Source organism: Gimesia maris (genome assembly GCF_008298035.1).
GTDB lineage: Bacteria > Planctomycetota > Planctomycetia > Planctomycetales > Planctomycetaceae > Gimesia > Gimesia maris.
Genome location: NZ_CP042910.1, coordinates 5533485 through 5549205 on the forward strand (window position 1 = coordinate 5533485; position 15721 = coordinate 5549205).

General features: G+C 49.8%; 20 protein-coding genes. 10 read left to right on the top strand and 10 right to left on the bottom strand.

The window, feature by feature from the left end:
• Positions 1-136 precede the first annotated feature (136 nt).
• From GmarT_RS20445 to GmarT_RS20455, 3 genes are all read right to left on the bottom strand, one after another.
• Positions 137-676: a PcfJ domain-containing protein gene (locus GmarT_RS20445; RefSeq protein WP_002644057.1), complete on the bottom strand. Its 540-nt coding sequence runs from the start codon at positions 674-676 to the stop codon at positions 137-139.
• Between the two features lie 27 nt (positions 677-703).
• Positions 704-1612: a hypothetical protein gene (locus tag GmarT_RS20450; RefSeq protein ID WP_002644056.1), complete on the bottom strand. Its 909-nt coding sequence runs from the start codon at positions 1610-1612 to the stop codon at positions 704-706.
• Positions 1613-1838: 226 nt separating this feature from the next.
• Complete coding sequence (locus GmarT_RS20455; RefSeq protein ID WP_157158898.1) at positions 1839-3065, bottom strand: PcfJ domain-containing protein; 1227 nt, start codon at positions 3063-3065, stop codon at positions 1839-1841.
• A 297-nt stretch (positions 3066-3362) separates the two neighbouring features.
• Here GmarT_RS20455 and GmarT_RS20460 point away from each other — a divergent pair, with 297 nt between their 5' ends.
• From GmarT_RS20460 to GmarT_RS20505, 10 genes are all read left to right on the top strand, one after another.
• A complete protein-coding gene (locus tag GmarT_RS20460; protein WP_002644054.1) occupies positions 3363-4313 on the top strand; it encodes a DUF7638 domain-containing protein in 951 nt (316 codons plus the stop codon).
• Positions 4314-4357: 44 nt separating this feature from the next.
• Complete coding sequence (locus GmarT_RS20465; RefSeq protein WP_002644053.1) at positions 4358-5149, top strand: DUF6193 family natural product biosynthesis protein; 792 nt, start codon at positions 4358-4360, stop codon at positions 5147-5149.
• Between the two features lie 99 nt (positions 5150-5248).
• Complete coding sequence (locus GmarT_RS20470; protein WP_002644052.1) at positions 5249-5416, top strand: SEC-C metal-binding domain-containing protein; 168 nt, start codon at positions 5249-5251, stop codon at positions 5414-5416.
• A 201-nt stretch (positions 5417-5617) separates the two neighbouring features.
• Positions 5618-6358, top strand: a complete 741-nt coding sequence (locus tag GmarT_RS20475; RefSeq protein ID WP_002644050.1) for an RNA ligase family protein — start codon at positions 5618-5620, stop codon at positions 6356-6358.
• Positions 6355-7467, top strand: coding sequence for an AAA family ATPase (locus GmarT_RS20480; protein WP_002644049.1), 1113 nt, complete (start codon positions 6355-6357; stop codon positions 7465-7467). Before GmarT_RS20475 ends, GmarT_RS20480 begins: the two co-directional genes overlap by 4 nt.
• A 34-nt stretch (positions 7468-7501) precedes the next feature.
• Positions 7502-8452 carry a nucleotidyltransferase domain-containing protein gene (locus GmarT_RS20485; protein WP_002644048.1) on the top strand — a complete coding sequence of 317 codons (951 nt, stop codon included), beginning with the start codon at positions 7502-7504 and terminating at the stop codon, positions 8450-8452.
• Positions 8449-8832, top strand: a complete 384-nt coding sequence (locus GmarT_RS20490) for a hypothetical protein (protein ID WP_002644047.1) — start codon at positions 8449-8451, stop codon at positions 8830-8832. The genes GmarT_RS20485 and GmarT_RS20490 overlap by 4 nt, the downstream gene beginning before the upstream one ends.
• Positions 8829-9593: a nucleotidyltransferase domain-containing protein gene (locus tag GmarT_RS20495; protein ID WP_002644046.1), complete on the top strand. Its 765-nt coding sequence runs from the start codon at positions 8829-8831 to the stop codon at positions 9591-9593. Before GmarT_RS20490 ends, GmarT_RS20495 begins: the two co-directional genes overlap by 4 nt.
• A complete protein-coding gene (locus tag GmarT_RS20500; protein ID WP_002644045.1) occupies positions 9594-10802 on the top strand; it encodes a hypothetical protein in 1209 nt (402 codons plus the stop codon). It begins immediately after the preceding gene.
• Positions 10803-11055: 253 nt separating this feature from the next.
• A complete protein-coding gene (locus GmarT_RS20505) occupies positions 11056-11787 on the top strand; it encodes a LamG domain-containing protein (RefSeq protein ID WP_002644043.1) in 732 nt (243 codons plus the stop codon).
• Here GmarT_RS20505 and GmarT_RS20510 read toward each other — a convergent pair.
• The 7 genes from GmarT_RS20510 to GmarT_RS20540 all read right to left on the bottom strand — a co-directional run bounded on the left by GmarT_RS20510 (position 11774) and on the right by GmarT_RS20540 (position 15688).
• Positions 11774-12271: an ArsI/CadI family heavy metal resistance metalloenzyme gene (locus GmarT_RS20510; protein WP_002644042.1), complete on the bottom strand. Its 498-nt coding sequence runs from the start codon at positions 12269-12271 to the stop codon at positions 11774-11776. The genes GmarT_RS20505 and GmarT_RS20510 overlap by 14 nt on opposite strands.
• A 26-nt stretch (positions 12272-12297) precedes the next feature.
• Positions 12298-12708: an arsenate reductase ArsC gene (locus GmarT_RS20515; RefSeq protein ID WP_002644041.1), complete on the bottom strand. Its 411-nt coding sequence runs from the start codon at positions 12706-12708 to the stop codon at positions 12298-12300.
• A gap of 118 nt (positions 12709-12826) precedes the next feature.
• Positions 12827-13087: a hypothetical protein gene (locus tag GmarT_RS20520; protein WP_002644040.1), complete on the bottom strand. Its 261-nt coding sequence runs from the start codon at positions 13085-13087 to the stop codon at positions 12827-12829.
• 7 nt (positions 13088-13094) lie between these two features.
• Entirely contained in the window at positions 13095-14297 is a 1203-nt protein-coding gene (gene arsB / locus GmarT_RS20525; RefSeq protein ID WP_002644039.1) for an ACR3 family arsenite efflux transporter, read from the bottom strand.
• Positions 14298-14346: 49 nt separating this feature from the next.
• Positions 14347-14811: an arsenate reductase ArsC gene (locus GmarT_RS20530; RefSeq protein ID WP_002644038.1), complete on the bottom strand. Its 465-nt coding sequence runs from the start codon at positions 14809-14811 to the stop codon at positions 14347-14349.
• Between the two features lie 86 nt (positions 14812-14897).
• Positions 14898-15290, bottom strand: coding sequence for a hypothetical protein (locus GmarT_RS20535; protein ID WP_002644037.1), 393 nt, complete (start codon positions 15288-15290; stop codon positions 14898-14900).
• 77 nt (positions 15291-15367) lie between these two features.
• Positions 15368-15688, bottom strand: a complete 321-nt coding sequence (locus GmarT_RS20540) for an ArsR/SmtB family transcription factor (protein ID WP_002644036.1) — start codon at positions 15686-15688, stop codon at positions 15368-15370.
• Between the last annotated feature and the right edge of the window lie 33 nt (positions 15689-15721).

The window sequence follows — 15721 nt, forward strand, 5'->3', positions numbered from 1 at the left end:
CCATGCGGGGGAAACTGTACTTTCTGTTCAGAACCTGATTTGCCTGTATAAAATAAACCGGTTGTAACGATTGACACAATTGAGCTGATTTTTTGCAGAAATGAAAACTCCTGTAGCAGGTTCAGAATCGTGAAACTCAGAAAGAACAATAACTCGAAAACTTAAGCCCCGCTGTCTCCGCCCAGCGTCGCAAGACGTTCCGCTCTCTTGGATTCGGCAGGCGGTTTGCTTTCCCACGCACCTCACAGATCAGATGTGGCTCTTTTCTGACTTCGATCGTAATCGCCTTTTTAAATCCCGTCTCGAGTTCAATCTGCATCGACCAGATCGAACAATTGCCTTCCACACAAGAGGAAGCATAGGTCCCCACACAGTGATTCATGTGATTGCCTTCTGTATCGAGTTCATAACTGTTAAGCAACTCTCGAATCACCCATCGCTTTCCAGATTGAGCCCCGTCCTCTTCATCTCGAAAATCAAACTCGGGAATTCCGCTGGGTTCCCATTCATATTCGGGAATCCGTTTTTTGTTTTCCTGATCACGGTGCCACTCATTGACATCGCGCAGCAGAGACTGAAACGTCCGGCCTTTGAGAGAATATTCATTGATGGGAGACGAGTCTTCATCGTACTCTTCTGGCGATACTCCATATCGCTGAAAGATCAGATAATCCACGATCAGCCTGAGCTGGTCCAGTTCCAGTTACGGATGAAGGATCAGCCATTGAATTACAGCAGACCAGAATTCATCGCGCGAGAAGCCTGGGGTTAGTCTGGTTGAGAGGATCATGCGAGCTAATCTTGCATCCCCTCCCATTCCCAGAATCTGCCCCCAGCGAATCGCCTGTAACAGGGAGAGGTCCTGAGGTGCCCGCATGAAATAATGAGCCATTTTTTTGGTGTAAGAGATCGGCAGCGCACAGTGACGTATATTCTGTCCTTGCCCCACCTCAAGATACCAGTCCCTCCAGACCGCGCAATGCGGTGAATAATCCAGCAGCCAGACGGAATCAAAAAACAGTGGCATCCGGTATTTGACAAACAGGTGTCTTAAGAGAGAAGCAAGCTGTCGATCGACATTACTGCCACGGGGACGCCACTTTTCAACAGGGCGAATCCAGGAACGCGCTTCAGCGGCAATGAAAACCAGTGCGGTGGAGATACAGTCCCACGGAATACCAGTCTGAACAGCATCAATGATTTTTGATTTACTGCAGTAGAGTTGAGAGGTCAACCTTATAAAAGAATCTCGTATTAATTCCGATCGATTAAGGATCGGAGATCGGTATTGATACAGTTCAGAAATATTTCGAAGCAATGGATCTGATATGGATTTCGTTTTTATGTTTGCAGAACAAACAGCGTCCAGTTTCTCGAACATCGATCGCTGTTCCTGTTTTCGCTGTTGTAGACATTTGACTGCCAGCCTGCGACGGAAATATAACATTTCTTCGCAACGTTGTCGTCGCGACTTACGCAGACCGGTGCGAAATCCATTTTCCACGCACCACTGGCGATACTCCCCGATCGTCTTCAGGTTGAGACTCTGAAGATGCGCGAGCAGTTCAGGATCTGCTGACTGTTTTGTGGACGTTCCTTTTCTGCAGGACATGACTGACTGTCGTTTCTGTATAATGTGAAATTATTTGTTTGAACCTGTGTCTGTGTTTCAGAGCCGATCTGTATAACATCGTTTTCCTCCTTTCGAGATTAGAAACTGGTTGGAATTTTGATCTACGACACACAATGTGCATTCGGGGTTCAGGCAGTTTGCAGAACAGATCATCATTGTCATGATGATCTGCCTGGGAGTCGGCAGTTGATTGATTTCTAAGACCTCAGACCGATTTACTGAACGTCAAACACTCCTGGAGCGCCCAGCGGTTTAAAACCTGTCGGACCGTCGGATTGGGCTCACAGTTATTTTTTCCCCGCGCCTCGAATATCACTTTCTTCTGAGGCAGGACTTCAATCGTCAGCTGACGCCGCCGTCGCTGACCGGCTTTGACTTTCATCGACCAGATGGTGGTTTTCCGGCGGACACATTCATTCAGATATGTCTCCACACAATGATTCATGATCTTGCTTTCAATCTGTAATTGTCGCGGCGTGAGGACTTCCTCAATACTCCAGATCTGCCCTTCGAGTTCGCACCTGAATTCACCAATCGCACTCCTCCGCCAGGGGAAATCGAGTGGGTCGACTTCCGGCGGCGGCATCATTCCTTTTTCAATCAGATCTGATCTCCAGTGAACCATATGCCTCCGAAGCGACATCAGCGAACGACCTTTCAAAGAAAAATCAGGTTGTACCGGACAAGAACCGGCTCCTTTTCCCCAGATTTTTTCAGCGGGTTCAAAGCGTTGTTGAAAAATAAATTCGACGATCTGCACTATCTCATCCGCAGAAATCGGTTGATTCTGGATCAGAAATCGAATGACGGTTTCCCAGAAAGGCTCATCAGTCACAAGTTCATCTAAGCGAGACCGCTGGATCAGAACGCGTGCCAGTCGCTCGTCCCCTTGCATGCCCAGAATCTGAGACCACCGTAGCGCCGCCTGCGGTGACAGGTCAACCGGGGCGTGCATAAAGAATCCCGCCATTCGTTTTGTCAAATGCAGATTCTTCAGATAATGAAACTGACGAATGCTTTTGCCTTGCGCCAGAAACCTGTAAAGAGTGATCCCCCAAAGGTAATCGCTCTCAGTTGACCACCATGCTTTCGCCAGGTAATCCGGAACAGGGTAACGATCAAACAGGTGTTTAACCAGAGATTGCATCTGCAGGAACGGATTCTGCGTGGCCACCTGCCATGTTTCTGGATGTTTGATCCAGTTACGACGATACATCGCTATCCTGTAACAGGCTTTAATAATCTGTTCGTGATCGATGGGACAGACTGCCTTTTGGATAGCAAAGCGTGGGGAGAGCAGGTTGGTTCGTCTGCAAATAACTTCGATCAGACGCCAGTACTGATTTCGCACCTTCCCTGAGGAGCGGGCATATTGCGTGACCAGTTCATCTACCCTGCGGGCAGCGTAATGTTTTCGGTTTTGAGATATCATGATACCGTACTGAAAATAAGGAATAATCAGACCTGCGATGCGCATACATCGCCCCAAAGCCATATCGTTAGCACAAAGTGCAGTGGATATGCTCGCTTCAGATTCGTCAGATCAAACCAGTACGGATTCGCATGAATAACACCTCGTCGTTCAATATTCAGACAAACACACGGGAGAACCAGTCTCCGGTTCTCGTGTCATTGCTGGGGAGCAGATGATATAATCCCAGCTACGTTTTTCAGCAAGTTCGACACCAATCTAGAGCTTGAGTTCGGCGTTTTTTAAGGAAATCAATTCATGACAACTTCCGCTCTTCTTCGCCCTGCTGCCCGACGCGACTGGGAGAAGCGGGGAATCGCCATTCCCGGGCTGATTAGAAATGGCAATTTTTATTTCACGGAACTCAAAGCATTTGCCAATGGTCTGTTTGATGCCTGGGGTGGACTGGACCTGGACTTTCTGGATCGTAAATTCCAAAGCGGCTGGATCTCGCCCAGAATTCCAGATGGCGCCAACTTTAGTGCACACAGCCTTATTCATGGAAAGGTCATTTCTGGAAGCTGGTCACACGACTCCAATTCACTACACCAGAGATTAGTCAATGATTTACAGAGCCTGAATCCGGGGCAACAGGATCTGATTGATTTTGAAGGTGAAGATGTCGAGATAAAAGAGGGAGTCAGATACGCCAAATATGGTTGGATCAGAACGACTCCGCAAAGAAAGCATCAATCCGAAAAATGCCCTTTGGGAGAAACCAGATATGCCTTCATCAGACAAAAGGGCCAGGTTTATCTGGTTCCTCTGTGCATCTATGCGGATGGTTTGATTGACGTTCATCCCATATTTGGTGAGGAGAAACTGGTCGATCTCCATGAACTCCAGAGGATGTTGGAATCAAATGAACTCTGCTATGCGGTTGACGATCACACTTCCATTGAAATCGATTCTTTGGGTCGATTCGAAGTCTCTGGAGTCCATCCCTGTGTCTACTCATCAGAAGACTTTATGTCAGAAATTGAGGACTCAATACTGAAACTGAACGGCGTTCCTGGTTCAATTCATCATTGTCTCTTAGTTCATCAGGAATACCAGAAAAATCAAACCCCCGAAAATAAAGAACGTTTAAAACAGGCTTATGAAGCCATTCCCGAACACAAACGGATGTATGCCGGTGATATGGATTCCAAAGATGGACCGATTCGCAGAATTATCTATGGAGACCAGGATTCCGATTACGATTTTTAGTAAATTGTCTGCCTGCTTCATAATCGAGGCCAGAGAACGCAACAATGACAGATCCGCATTACCCCGAACTGACAACAACTGACAGCCTGGCCTCGCTCCTGTGTCAGAAACTGGGGGAGATAGACACAAAGCTGCGCGTCGTTACTTACCGGGAAAGCATTCAAAATCCCTCAGTCGCCCCCGATGATCAGAGCGTTTTGTTCCAATACTCCCATTGGAATGTTACTTTCCAAAATTCAGAACGCTCGATCTATCTGACCTGCGCTACAGACAGGCGTTTATTTACCTGTCATTGCAGCGAATACGAAATCCCCCAGGCGCAAGTAAAGACAACTCATCTCGAAGAAGTGGCTCATTTGTTCCGGCTCTGGGTGTTGGAACAAATTGATTCTGCAGATTTGGCAATTGCGCGTGTCATCGGATCGGTGCAGGTCTTTCCGCCCCTGGCTGCACATAAAGTTGTCAATGCGCAATGGGACAAATATCACGACCATCTGGCTGACGGGCACCTGGACCTGTTTGATTTTTATCAGGTCGCAAAAGTGACTCCGGAGTTGCGTCAGCTCTTTCCCTTTACCAGCATGTGGTTCTTCTGCTTCAGCCGCTGCACACATTATCCGTTCACCCGGGATTGTCCGCACGTCAGACCCAAACAGAGTTTCATAAATCACGAAGTCATACCAGGATACTACGAAGTTTTTTTGCGGGAACGCTATCTGGGAGAAGGTCCGGCGGAAAGAGCAGCACAGATTGTCGTACAGTATCTGCCGCGCAACTGCGGCCCGGCTCAGTTATGCACCGAGACGTTTTTCAATGATCTCAGCGAACCTCACTGAAGCTGCCGTGTCTCTTTCTCAAACCATTCTGTTCTCTGACCCAGCGGAGGTGTGATATGAACCTTTCCGAATTCGACGAACGGCCCCTATTTTGAAACGATGAGCAAACGCCGCACAGGCTTCCCGTCTGAAACACAGGTCAAACGGGGCGTCCGCATCGTGCATGGCGTTAAGCTGCTCGAAGAAAAACTGGGCCGCAACGATTTATGCCCCTGTGGCTCCGGCAAGCGCTTCAAAAAGTGCTGCCTCACGCGGGGCTGCTTTTGACGGCGTGAACCGCAATCACTTTTTTCAGAGAATAACAACCGTGCGCAGGACTCACCGTGTGCCGGTTTTCCGTCACTGAGTTTTCACGTCAGCCGTTTTCTGCCAGAATCGACACAGAGAGTCGACACAGAGAGTCTGCGCATGCTGAAACGGCTGTGTCTGATACATCCCCATCACTTTTGTTAAAGAGAGTCCGGACAGATGGGCAGTTCCCATGATCAATTTGTCAAATATCCGCGAACACCTCATCTGTTCGGCTCTACGGGGACGGCAGACGACAAACGGCTCAGCGAACAGGCTTCACTGCAGTTCATTGCCGATCCATCTCTCATCGTAGAGGAAAAGATTGACGGCACCAACGTCGGACTCCATTTCTCTCCCACGGGAGAACTCGTTCTGCAGTGTCGGGGGCACCTGATTAACGAAGGCATGCACCCGCAGTACGATCTGTTCAAGCAATGGGCCATGGTCAAACGGCCGGTCCTGGAACAGATGCTGAAAGACCGGTTCATCCTGTTCGGCGAATGGGTCTATGCCCGGCACTCGATTCACTATCGCAGTCTGCCGCACTACTTCTTTGAATTTGACATTTACGATAAAGTACAACAGGTCTTTCTCAGCCTCGCCTGCCGACTGGAACTGCTCGCAGACACCGGTATCGAAACGGTTCCCGTGATTCACACCGGCCCGCTGGCACGCAAAGACCTGGAAACGCTGATTGGCCAGTCCGCCTTTGACAGCGTCTTTGAAAATCCTTTTACCAGCAGCACAGACAACCTGATGGAAGGCGTTTATCTCCGCACCGAAGCGGGTGGAGCCGTCACCGGCAGGTCCAAGTTTGTCCGTCCCGAATTTGTAGAAAAAATCAAACAGAGCAGCCACTGGCAGCACCAGGCCATGGTCCCCAACCTGCTCTCGAAACAGGCAGATATCTGGTCATGAACTGGCAGACACTGACAACATCGACTCTGGAGGAGATCCTGCACTGGGCCGCCACGCAGCCCTGGTGCCAGGCGATGTCAGACTGCGCGCAGGATGCCCAGTGGCACGCCGAAGGGGATGTCTGGACGCATACCCGACTCGTCTGTCGCCAGTTACCCCAACTGGATGAGTGGGCTGACTTATCAAACCGGGAACAGTCCATTCTGATCTTCACGGCACTCCTGCACGACGCCGCCAAACCGCTGACTACGCAGCTCGATCCCGAAACCGGCCGCCTGCGCTCGCCCAAACATGCCGTAAAGGGAGAATACCTGGCGCGAAATGTTCTGCGCGGACTGGGCTGCGATCTGGAAACCCGCGAAACCATCTGCCGCCTGGTCCGTTATCATGGTCGTCCTGCGTTTCTGCTGGAAAAACCGAATCCGGAGCAGGAAGTGATTTCCCTCTCCTGGCTGGTCAACCATCATCTGCTCTACCTGTTCGCCCTGGCCGACACCCGCGGACGGACGACCGACAGCATGTCGCGTCCTGAAGAACATCTGCGGTTCTGGAAAATGATCGCCGAGAAACAGCACTGCTTCGATCAACCCTACCCGTTCGCCAACGATCAGGCCCGATTCCTATTCTATCACTCGCCCGAACCGAACGTGCATTATGTGCCTCATGAAGACTTCAGTTGCACGGTCACTATGCTGTCCGGCCTGCCGGGCTCGGGTAAAGATACCTGGCTCGCACGGCACCGTACGGATCTGCCAACCGTCTCGCTGGATGACATTCGCGACGACCTGGACGTCGAACCGACGGACAACCAGGGAGCCGTCGTCCAATTGGCCCGGGAGCGCTGCCGCGAACTGTTGCGCGAAAAATCTGATTTCGCTTTCAACGCCACCAACCTGACCCGGCAGATCAGAAAACGCTGGCTACAGCTCTTTGCCGACTACGGTGCCCGCATCGAACTGATCTACCTGGAACCGCCGCTGGAAACGATATTGAAACAGAATCATCAACGTCCCCAGCCGGTCCCGGAAAAAGTCATACACAAACTGGTAGAAAAAGTCGAACCTCCCACACTGACCGAGGCTCATACTGTGACGTTGAACAGGAATTGATGTAAGATCAATCAAAAAAAGACAGAGTGAAACCATGAACAAGCGCGTCCACTATCAGCCGAACCTGATCTATTCTGATGGCACACAGGTGGTGACAGTCCGGGATATCATCGGGCCGAACGGTCGTACGCAGCATCCGCGGGGATCGGTCGGTGTGGTGGTGCGTGCGCCGCGTGACCTGGATCACTCGTATCGCGTTAAATTTCCCGATGGTGTCGAAGTCGCCCTCAAAGCGGACGAGCTGACGCTGCTGGCCCAATATAAAGAAGGTGAGATCGGCAACAGCGAGATCAACGCGAATCGCAGTGACCTGTTCTCCCGCGTGATCTTCAAGTGCATCATTGGCTCCCGGGCCTTCAGTCTCGAGGATGAGCAGTCCGATACCGATTATCGAGGCATCTATCTGCCCCCCGCTGATCTGCAGTGGTCTCTGTACGGCGTCCCTGAACAGCTCGACTGTCACGAAACGCAGGAAACCTACTGGGAGCTGCAGAAGTTTCTGGTCCTGGCTTTGAAAGCGAACCCGAATGTCCTGGAGTGCCTCTATACTCCCCTGGTCGAACACGTTACGCCACTCGGCCAGGAACTGCTGGATATGCGGGATATCTTTCTGACGCGCGTCGTCTATCAGACCTACAACGGTTATGTGATGTCGCAGTTCAAAAAGATGCAGACCGATATCAAGAACCAGGGCAAAGTCAAATGGAAACATGTGATGCACCTGATCCGGTTGTTGATCTCGGGGGTCACGCTCCTGCGCGAAGGCTATGTCGTCGTCGATGTGGGACCACACCGGGAACAGTTGCTGGCGATCAAGCGAGGTGAAGTCCCCTGGGAAGAGACCGAGAAATGGAGGAAGAGCCTGCACAAGGAATTTGAGCAGGCGCTGGAACAGACCCGTCTACCGGCCCGCCCCGATTATGAAACTGCGAATCACTATCTCATCAAAGCACGTCGACTGGCGACACAGGAAAAACTGCCATGAATGGAAAACAAACTGTCACACTCTTTCGACCTGTCGGGCAACAGGAACTCGATTTAATCCAGGCGTCCGGCTGGAAAGAGTTTCCCCCTCGGCTATACTGGCAACCGATTTTTTATCCTGTGCTCACGGAAGAGTATGCGATCATGATCGCCCGGGACTGGAACACAAAAGATCCCAATTCGGGCTATGTAGGCTATGTGCTGCAGTTCGACGTCGAATTTGACTATCTGAGCCGATACGAGCCTCAGGAAGCAGGTGGTCGCGATCTGAAAGAATACTGGATTCCGTCAGAGGACCTGCAAGAATTTAATCAGCACATCATGGGAACGATTGACGTCATCCATGAATTTCGTCCTGTTCCACAAGAAGAATCATCATGAACTTCGATCCCCGACTTGAAAAACAGCTCAACGAACATCCTTATCCTCTGCTGTTCGCCACTATTAGTGGATCACATATCTATGGTTTTCCTTCTCCCGATTCCGATTACGACCTCCGCGGCGTACATATATTGCCGCTGGAGACCGTAATCGGTCTGAAAGTAGGCCAGGTCACTGTGGAGCGTTCGCGCGTTGATGACGGCCTGGAAATCGATCTGGTCACACACGATGTGAGCAAGTTCTTTCAACTGATGCTTAAAAAGAATGGCTACGTGCTGGAACAGCTGCTCTCGCCGCTGGTCCTGCAGGCCACTCCCGAGTATGAAGAGCTGAAAGCGCTGGCGCCCGGCTGTGTGACCAGGTATCACGCGTATCATTATCTGGGTTTCGCGGCAACGCAGTGGAAGCTGTTTCAGAAGGAAGATCCGCCCCGGGTCAAGCCCCTGCTCTACGTGTACCGGGTACTGCTCACCGGACTGCATCTGATGCGCACGGGTGAAGTGGAACCGAACCTGATCCACTTGAACGAAGAAGCGCGGCTGTCCTACATCCCCGAACTGATCGAACGCAAGCTGGAAGGTTCGGAACGCTCCACGCTGGATGCCGCCGACATGGAGTTCCATAGACGCGAATACCAGCGGCTCGTAAGCGAACTGGAACAGGCGCTGGAAACCACCAGTCTACCCGAACAGCCAAATTCGGGTGCAGCGTTGAACGATCTGCTGGTCCGAATCCGTCTGGTTCATCGGAAAGGAGCCTGATTGAAGTATTCTGACGTTTCACCGCCCCCCGTCCCCACACCTGCCGAACAGCGCGATGCGCTGGCGAAAGGTCTGGGACGGGCCCGGCTCTGGGCAGAACAGGGGGGCCTCACAGAGACAGCACTGCGGGAAGCGTGTCTGCAGGATCTGCGTTATGACCGCATGTGCGAAGACCTGCGGGGCGACTGGCTGTGGGAGATCATCAACGCCGCCGGCTTTCGCAACGCGATCCGCGTCCCGCTACTGCATGCTCTGCATGATCTGTCTGATCTGTCTGATCTGTCTGATCCGGAAAACGCCAGACAGTTATGCAAGCTGGCTCAACACTATGCTGCCAGCGGCGATACCACATTTCGAGATCTGTTGTATCAGATCGTCACTCAAAAACCACTCGCAGCCGCAGACTATGACTTTCTGGGGGAATCGGAACTGCTGACTCTGGAGGGAGAACGCGGCTTTCTATGTGCCGCAAAATCCAGGGGAGCACAACTCGATAAATTCGACTGGGACTGGCCCGAGGAGTCATTTCTGAGAGAAGCAGGCGAACTCATCGGGGAAACACGAATCCGCGAATTACTGAGTTCCACGTCTGACCTGGATCTCAATCGATTTTTTAAGAGCTGGCAACAGCAGTTACGGGAGAAGGCCGAGCGAAAACAACAGAAGCGGCGTCACCATAAAAAACAACAGGCCCAGCAAACCGAAGGGACTTCCGTCGAAATGGTTCTCGAGGCCGCACGAGGAGAGACACACTGTTCCTGGTTTCGCAGCTGGGGCATGCAGGCTGACCTGATAGAGTTAAATGTGGTCCTTGGGGCACTCAAGTCCAGCGAGGAGCCAGCCGTTCTCCTCAACCTGATCAAAGTCTTTTCCAACCGGACACTCCCCGAATTCGACTCCCGCTTGATTGATCTCTGCCAGTATCCCCATCCGGAATTGCAGCGCAGAGCCTGGGTAGCACTCGCTAATCTTAGCCATTCCGAAATCCGCGAGTTTGCCAACCGGCAGTTGAACGAAAACCAGCCTGTCTGTCTCTTCAGTCTGTTTATCAGAAATTACCAGGCTGGTGACGAAAACAGACTGCTGGCAGCACTCACACTGCCCGACGATGACTGGGAAAAACACAGTGTGCATCGAAGTGCTAAAAGAAAATCCGACGGCAGACCGCTCACGGCTGGCGATGGTCATCTACCGGTTCACTCCCTGTGAAATCTGTCGCTATAAAGCGGTACAACTGCTGCACGAGCAGTCTGCGATTCCTGCCTGGATGGCAGAAGAATGCCGCTTTGACTCCTATGCAGACACACGCTCCCTGATATTTGCCTAACCTGAAAACGTTAAACATACTATTTTGTCAGGTTTCGATAAATGTGAATTTTTCAGACAAATTCTTGTGTCACCGGAGTTCTGTTTTAAGATGTTCTGATCTCCCTTCCTCTGATCTGAAAACAGGACTTTCTGTATGAAATTTAAATCATTTTTAATGGCTGTATTTTCGTTGAGCCTCGCTTTGGCATTGATGGCTGCAGAACCAGAGCAAGCTGCAACTGATAAAAAAACGCAGGGATTAGAGTTCGATGGAAAAAACAGTTACGTCACCTTCCCTCATATCGAACTGGAAGAGTACCCTGAATTTACAATTGAAGCCTGGGTCAAAGACTGGTCGGGCCGGATCTGCTGCCAGGGAAAACAGGGAGACCCCGAAAACAGCATCTGGATCTCCATTCGTGCGAAAGGGCACTCCACTGGCTGGGAAAGTGACAACGGGATGAATCATTCCATTCCCGTTGATCCCAATTCGATTGAAGGCTGGGATCATATTGCGATGGTTTATGATGAATTCCAACAGTCTTTGTACCTGAATGGTAAACTGATCCATCAAACGACTGCTCCCGCTCCTGGCCCCTTTGATGAAAGCCGACTGTTCTTTCTGGGGGCTCAGGAAAAGTGGGAAGACACGCAGACAAAACCAGCAGCCCTGTTCGGTAAAGGCGTCATGCGGATGTTTCGCATTTCAAAAGTCGCCCGCTATGACAAAGAATTCGAACCAGCAGACCGTTTCAAATCAGATGCAGAAACGGTCGTACTGTTCGACTTTGCCAAACCCGAGAAAGACATGCTGTTTGATGCCTCTCCGAACAAAAATAACGGTATCATCTACAATGCCAGGTGGGTTGACCTTAAGCAGGATTAGACTGTGAACTGTTACAGTCTTTCAACGTCACCATTTCCGGTCCACAGCAACCTGACTGTGCATAAAGTTCATCTTTCGCATCGGCTTCGAGCACCACAAAGACTTCCCACTTGTGCCCATCCGGGTCGATGGCCCAGACTTTGTCCTGGACGGCGTAACAGCAGGTGGTTGCTTCTTCCGTAACAGTCTGGATATTCGCAGCTTTGAACCGTTCGATGGCAGCGTGGACTTCTTCTACTGATTTGACCTGGATCCCAAAATGGGCCGATCCACCCTCTAACTGAACTGCCTCCTCTGTTTCATTGAGGGTTAGATTGACGGAAGGATCCTGAGGTTCGTATTTGGCGTACCGCGGACGTTCTTTACTGGGCGTTACCCCCAGCAAAATGTTGTAGAACTGTTTTGACTGTTCCAGATTTGAAACGGTCAACGCAATATGCACACGAAACTGGCCGGGAAACTCGGCGGCTGATTTTTGATTCATTGGATAACTCCCTTTCTGTAAAGAATTCAGTTATTCAGATAGTTTTGGATTTTGGTTTTAATTTCATCCCGTACACGACGGAACATTTTCATTTTTTCTTCATCCGATCCCGTTGCATCCGCAGGATCATCGAAAGGCCAGTGTAGTGTCTGAGTGGCGCCGGTAAAAACGGGACACGATTCCTTCGCGTTATCACAGACTGTCACCACCAGATCAAATTGCTGATCGGTAAACTGTTCGAGGTGTTTACTCGTGTTCTCAGACAAATCAATGTCCAGTTCCTTCATGGCTTCAATCGCCAGTGGATGCACATATCCGGAGGGATTGGAACCAGCGGATTCAGCCTGCCATTCACCCGCTCCCAGGTTTTCCCACAGTTCCTCCGCCATCTGCGAACGACAGGAATTACCCGTACATAATACTAATACACGTTTCATTACTTTAAGATCCTTTCATAGATTATTTTAGAGTGTGTCCAGTTTTACTGCAGCGTCTTCAAGTCTCATTGAAACATGATAATAGCTCGGGTGACGCTATGGTTAAATGTGTTGCGTTCTAATGACAGGCTATCGCAGATTCTAAAGCAATTTTAGCCAGGCTCAGTTTATAACAACTTTCATAATCAGCACAGAGCTGACACTTTTTCCATTGATCAATATCAACTTCAATGGATCGACTGGTGCAGACAGGAAGGACTCCCCCTTCAGGTTTTTCCACTCGGACAGTAAAGACCTGGCCTGTGTTAGCGACGTTATCGTTCAAATGCAGAGTGTCGGGAAACATGCTTCCATAACAGTCTTTGTGCTCTTCATTCATATTCATTTCATTCACTCACAGTATTAGTCGTCGCTGATTTTAACGGGTCTGGATCGGAGTTCGCCTGGTGTGGAAACCAGTTTTGAGTTCGGACACAAAATTTCACCAGCATTAACATTAAGGGAACTTCGATTAATACTCCCACTACCGTTGCCAGTGCTGCTCCTGAAGAGAGTCCATATAACATGGTGGCTGTCGCAATCGCGACTTCAAAATGGTTCGAAGCGCCAATCAATGCTGTAGGAGCAGCACTTTCATAAGTCAGTTTGAACATTTTTGAAAGCACGTAGCCCAGTGCAAAAATGACCACGGTCTGGATCAACAGAGGAATCGCAATCCAGAGTATCGTCATGGGATTGTTGAGAATCGTCTCCCCTTTGAACGAGAACAGTAGTATCAATGTTACTAACAAAGCGGCAATCGTGATCGGTGTTAATACGTGGAGAAATTTCTCTCGAAACCATGTTTCTCCCTTGCTGGCAATCAGCCATTTACGCGAAAAGAATCCTGCTACCAGAGGCAGAGCGACATAGACACCGATGGACAGCAATAATGCCTGCCAGGGAACAGGTAATTTCCCAACACCCAGTAGATATCCTCCCAACAGACCATACAGTACCAGCATGGTTAATGAGTTGATGGCCACCATGACCAGCGTATGTCCATCGTTGCCTTTCGCCAGAAATCCCCAGACCAGTACCATCGCGGTACAGGGAGCGATGCCCAGCAGAATACAACCCGCCAGGTAACTTCTCCAGAGAGGCACTTCGAGCATTTTCACACCATCAATGAGCACGACTTTCCCGGATCCATATTCAGCACCGACAGCGAGATCTGCGCCGAATGGCATTTTGACATAGTCCACCGCCTCCGGTCCGATGAATGTCAAAAACAGGGTTCCCAGGAAAAAGCTCGCAATGGCATACATGGTAAATGGTTTGATGGCCCAGTTGATAAACAACGTCAGACCGACGGGACGAATTGCCTTACCGGCCTTGAGAACTTCGGCAAAGTCGATTTTCACCATAATGGGGTACATCATGAAAAACAGACAGACCGCGATCGGAATGGAAACGACGGGCGCATCATTCACATAGATCGCCATCCCATCCAGGGTCTGGGCAATCCCCGGCGCAACCTTGCCTAAGACAATCCCCCCCACGATACACAGTCCGACCCACAGGGTCAGATATCGTTCAAAGAGACTCATACTTTTTGTCTCATTTACCGGACAATTACTGGCACTACTCATCGTCGTATTACTCCCTGAACTCGAATTGATTTTCGGTTTCCGAACTGATTTTATTTTTACTGATCCAGTCCAGTATCCGTGTTTCTATCTGATCTCTCACAGACCGGAATTTCATGATTCGCTCCAGATCGTCACCGACCGAATCAACCGGATCTTCAAATCTCCAGGATTCTGATTGAAGTGAAAATGGCCACACATGAGGACAGGAACTCTCCGCCTTTTCACAGACAAATATCACCCATTTGGGACTTGCTTTTCCGAGATACTGAGTGAGAGATTTTGACTGGTGCTCTGAAATATCAATCCCGACCTCTTGCATAACCTGAATCGTCAGAGGATGGACTCCCTGAGGGTTCAATCCGGCACTATGTGCATCATAAATATTTCCTGCATGCTGTCTCAGAAACGCTTCTGCCATCTGGCTTCGCGCAGAATTTCCAGTACAGAGAAACAAAACCATTGGTTTACCCATTGGTGTTCCTTTTTAAATAGAGGGTCCTGTTAGACTTCAATATAAAACCGAGACAAAACCAGTCATCCAACTGCATCTGCTCAGCCTCACCAGAGAGAAACGGAATAAATCACATGAATCTTCCCTTCCGCTTCGTCAGCACTCAGTTTGATATCATGTATTTCCGAATGAAAAGTTTTTCGTAATTTAATCTGATGTTTCGCTTCTGAAAGGATGCGATATGTGCCACCGATCTGCTTGAGTAACCAGGCCCGATATTCTTTCCAGGTCTGATCTGTCTGTATGGTCCATTCTGCTGTTCTACGCCATTCTGTATGAGTTACTTCCGGTATCGTTGCGTTTGCCTCTGGTGCAAGCACTATTTCATAAGTCTGGTTCAGTGCCTTTCTGAAACTGCTTTGAGGAACTCCGGTGGTCATCAGAAAAATCAACAGGCACAAAATCAGGACTGAAAATATCAAAAGGCTGAGTCGACGCATTTATCAGGGCTTCCTTTCTCATCGGCACACCTCATATATTCCATAATGGCAATTTCGCCATATTTGAATTAAAAAAATTATTTCACTGACAGTTTACGACCTTCGAGATCGGACAAGAGCACTGTTTCCATACAGGAGAAGAAACCATCCAGGCAGCCACAGGTTACACGGTAGTAACTGAGCGTCCCTTCTTTACGAGAACCAACCAGACCCACTTCCTTGAGAATCGATAGATGTTTGGAAACTGTAGATTGATCCGCACCGACTTTCTCCGAGATATCGTTGACGCACATCTCCTGCTTCTGCAGCAGATCCAGCATCAGCAGCCGACTGGGATGCGCCATCGCTTTCGCAATTTTGGCACGCGCTTCATATTGTTCTCGGGTCTTTTCCTTCATGGCAATATCGCCATATTATGCATTTCATCCCAA

Bases quoted from the DNA above. Each gene is read 5' to 3' on its own strand.
- GmarT_RS20450 (WP_002644056.1), bottom strand. From the start codon at position 1,612: ATGTCCTGCAGAAAAGGAACGTCCACAAAACAGTCAGCAGATCCTGAA.
- GmarT_RS20455 (WP_157158898.1), bottom strand. From the start codon at position 3,065: ATGATATCTCAAAACCGAAAACATTACGCTGCCCGCAGGGTAGATGAA.
- GmarT_RS20460 (WP_002644054.1), top strand. From the start codon at position 3,363: ATGACAACTTCCGCTCTTCTTCGCCCTGCTGCCCGACGCGACTGGGAG.
- GmarT_RS20465 (WP_002644053.1), top strand. From the start codon at position 4,358: ATGACAGATCCGCATTACCCCGAACTGACAACAACTGACAGCCTGGCC.
- GmarT_RS20470 (WP_002644052.1), top strand. From the start codon at position 5,249: ATGAGCAAACGCCGCACAGGCTTCCCGTCTGAAACACAGGTCAAACGG.
- GmarT_RS20475 (WP_002644050.1), top strand. From the start codon at position 5,618: ATGGGCAGTTCCCATGATCAATTTGTCAAATATCCGCGAACACCTCAT.
- GmarT_RS20480 (WP_002644049.1), top strand. From the start codon at position 6,355: ATGAACTGGCAGACACTGACAACATCGACTCTGGAGGAGATCCTGCAC.
- GmarT_RS20485 (WP_002644048.1), top strand. From the start codon at position 7,502: ATGAACAAGCGCGTCCACTATCAGCCGAACCTGATCTATTCTGATGGC.
- GmarT_RS20490 (WP_002644047.1), top strand. From the start codon at position 8,449: ATGAATGGAAAACAAACTGTCACACTCTTTCGACCTGTCGGGCAACAG.
- GmarT_RS20495 (WP_002644046.1), top strand. From the start codon at position 8,829: ATGAACTTCGATCCCCGACTTGAAAAACAGCTCAACGAACATCCTTAT.
- GmarT_RS20505 (WP_002644043.1), top strand. From the start codon at position 11,056: ATGAAATTTAAATCATTTTTAATGGCTGTATTTTCGTTGAGCCTCGCT.
- GmarT_RS20510 (WP_002644042.1), bottom strand. From the start codon at position 12,271: ATGAATCAAAAATCAGCCGCCGAGTTTCCCGGCCAGTTTCGTGTGCAT.
- GmarT_RS20515 (WP_002644041.1), bottom strand. From the start codon at position 12,708: ATGAAACGTGTATTAGTATTATGTACGGGTAATTCCTGTCGTTCGCAG.
- GmarT_RS20520 (WP_002644040.1), bottom strand. From the start codon at position 13,087: ATGAATGAAGAGCACAAAGACTGTTATGGAAGCATGTTTCCCGACACT.
- arsB (WP_002644039.1), bottom strand. From the start codon at position 14,297: ATGAGTCTCTTTGAACGATATCTGACCCTGTGGGTCGGACTGTGTATC.
- GmarT_RS20530 (WP_002644038.1), bottom strand. From the start codon at position 14,811: ATGGGTAAACCAATGGTTTTGTTTCTCTGTACTGGAAATTCTGCGCGA.
- GmarT_RS20535 (WP_002644037.1), bottom strand. From the start codon at position 15,290: ATGCGTCGACTCAGCCTTTTGATATTTTCAGTCCTGATTTTGTGCCTG.
- GmarT_RS20540 (WP_002644036.1), bottom strand. From the start codon at position 15,688: ATGAAGGAAAAGACCCGAGAACAATATGAAGCGCGTGCCAAAATTGCG.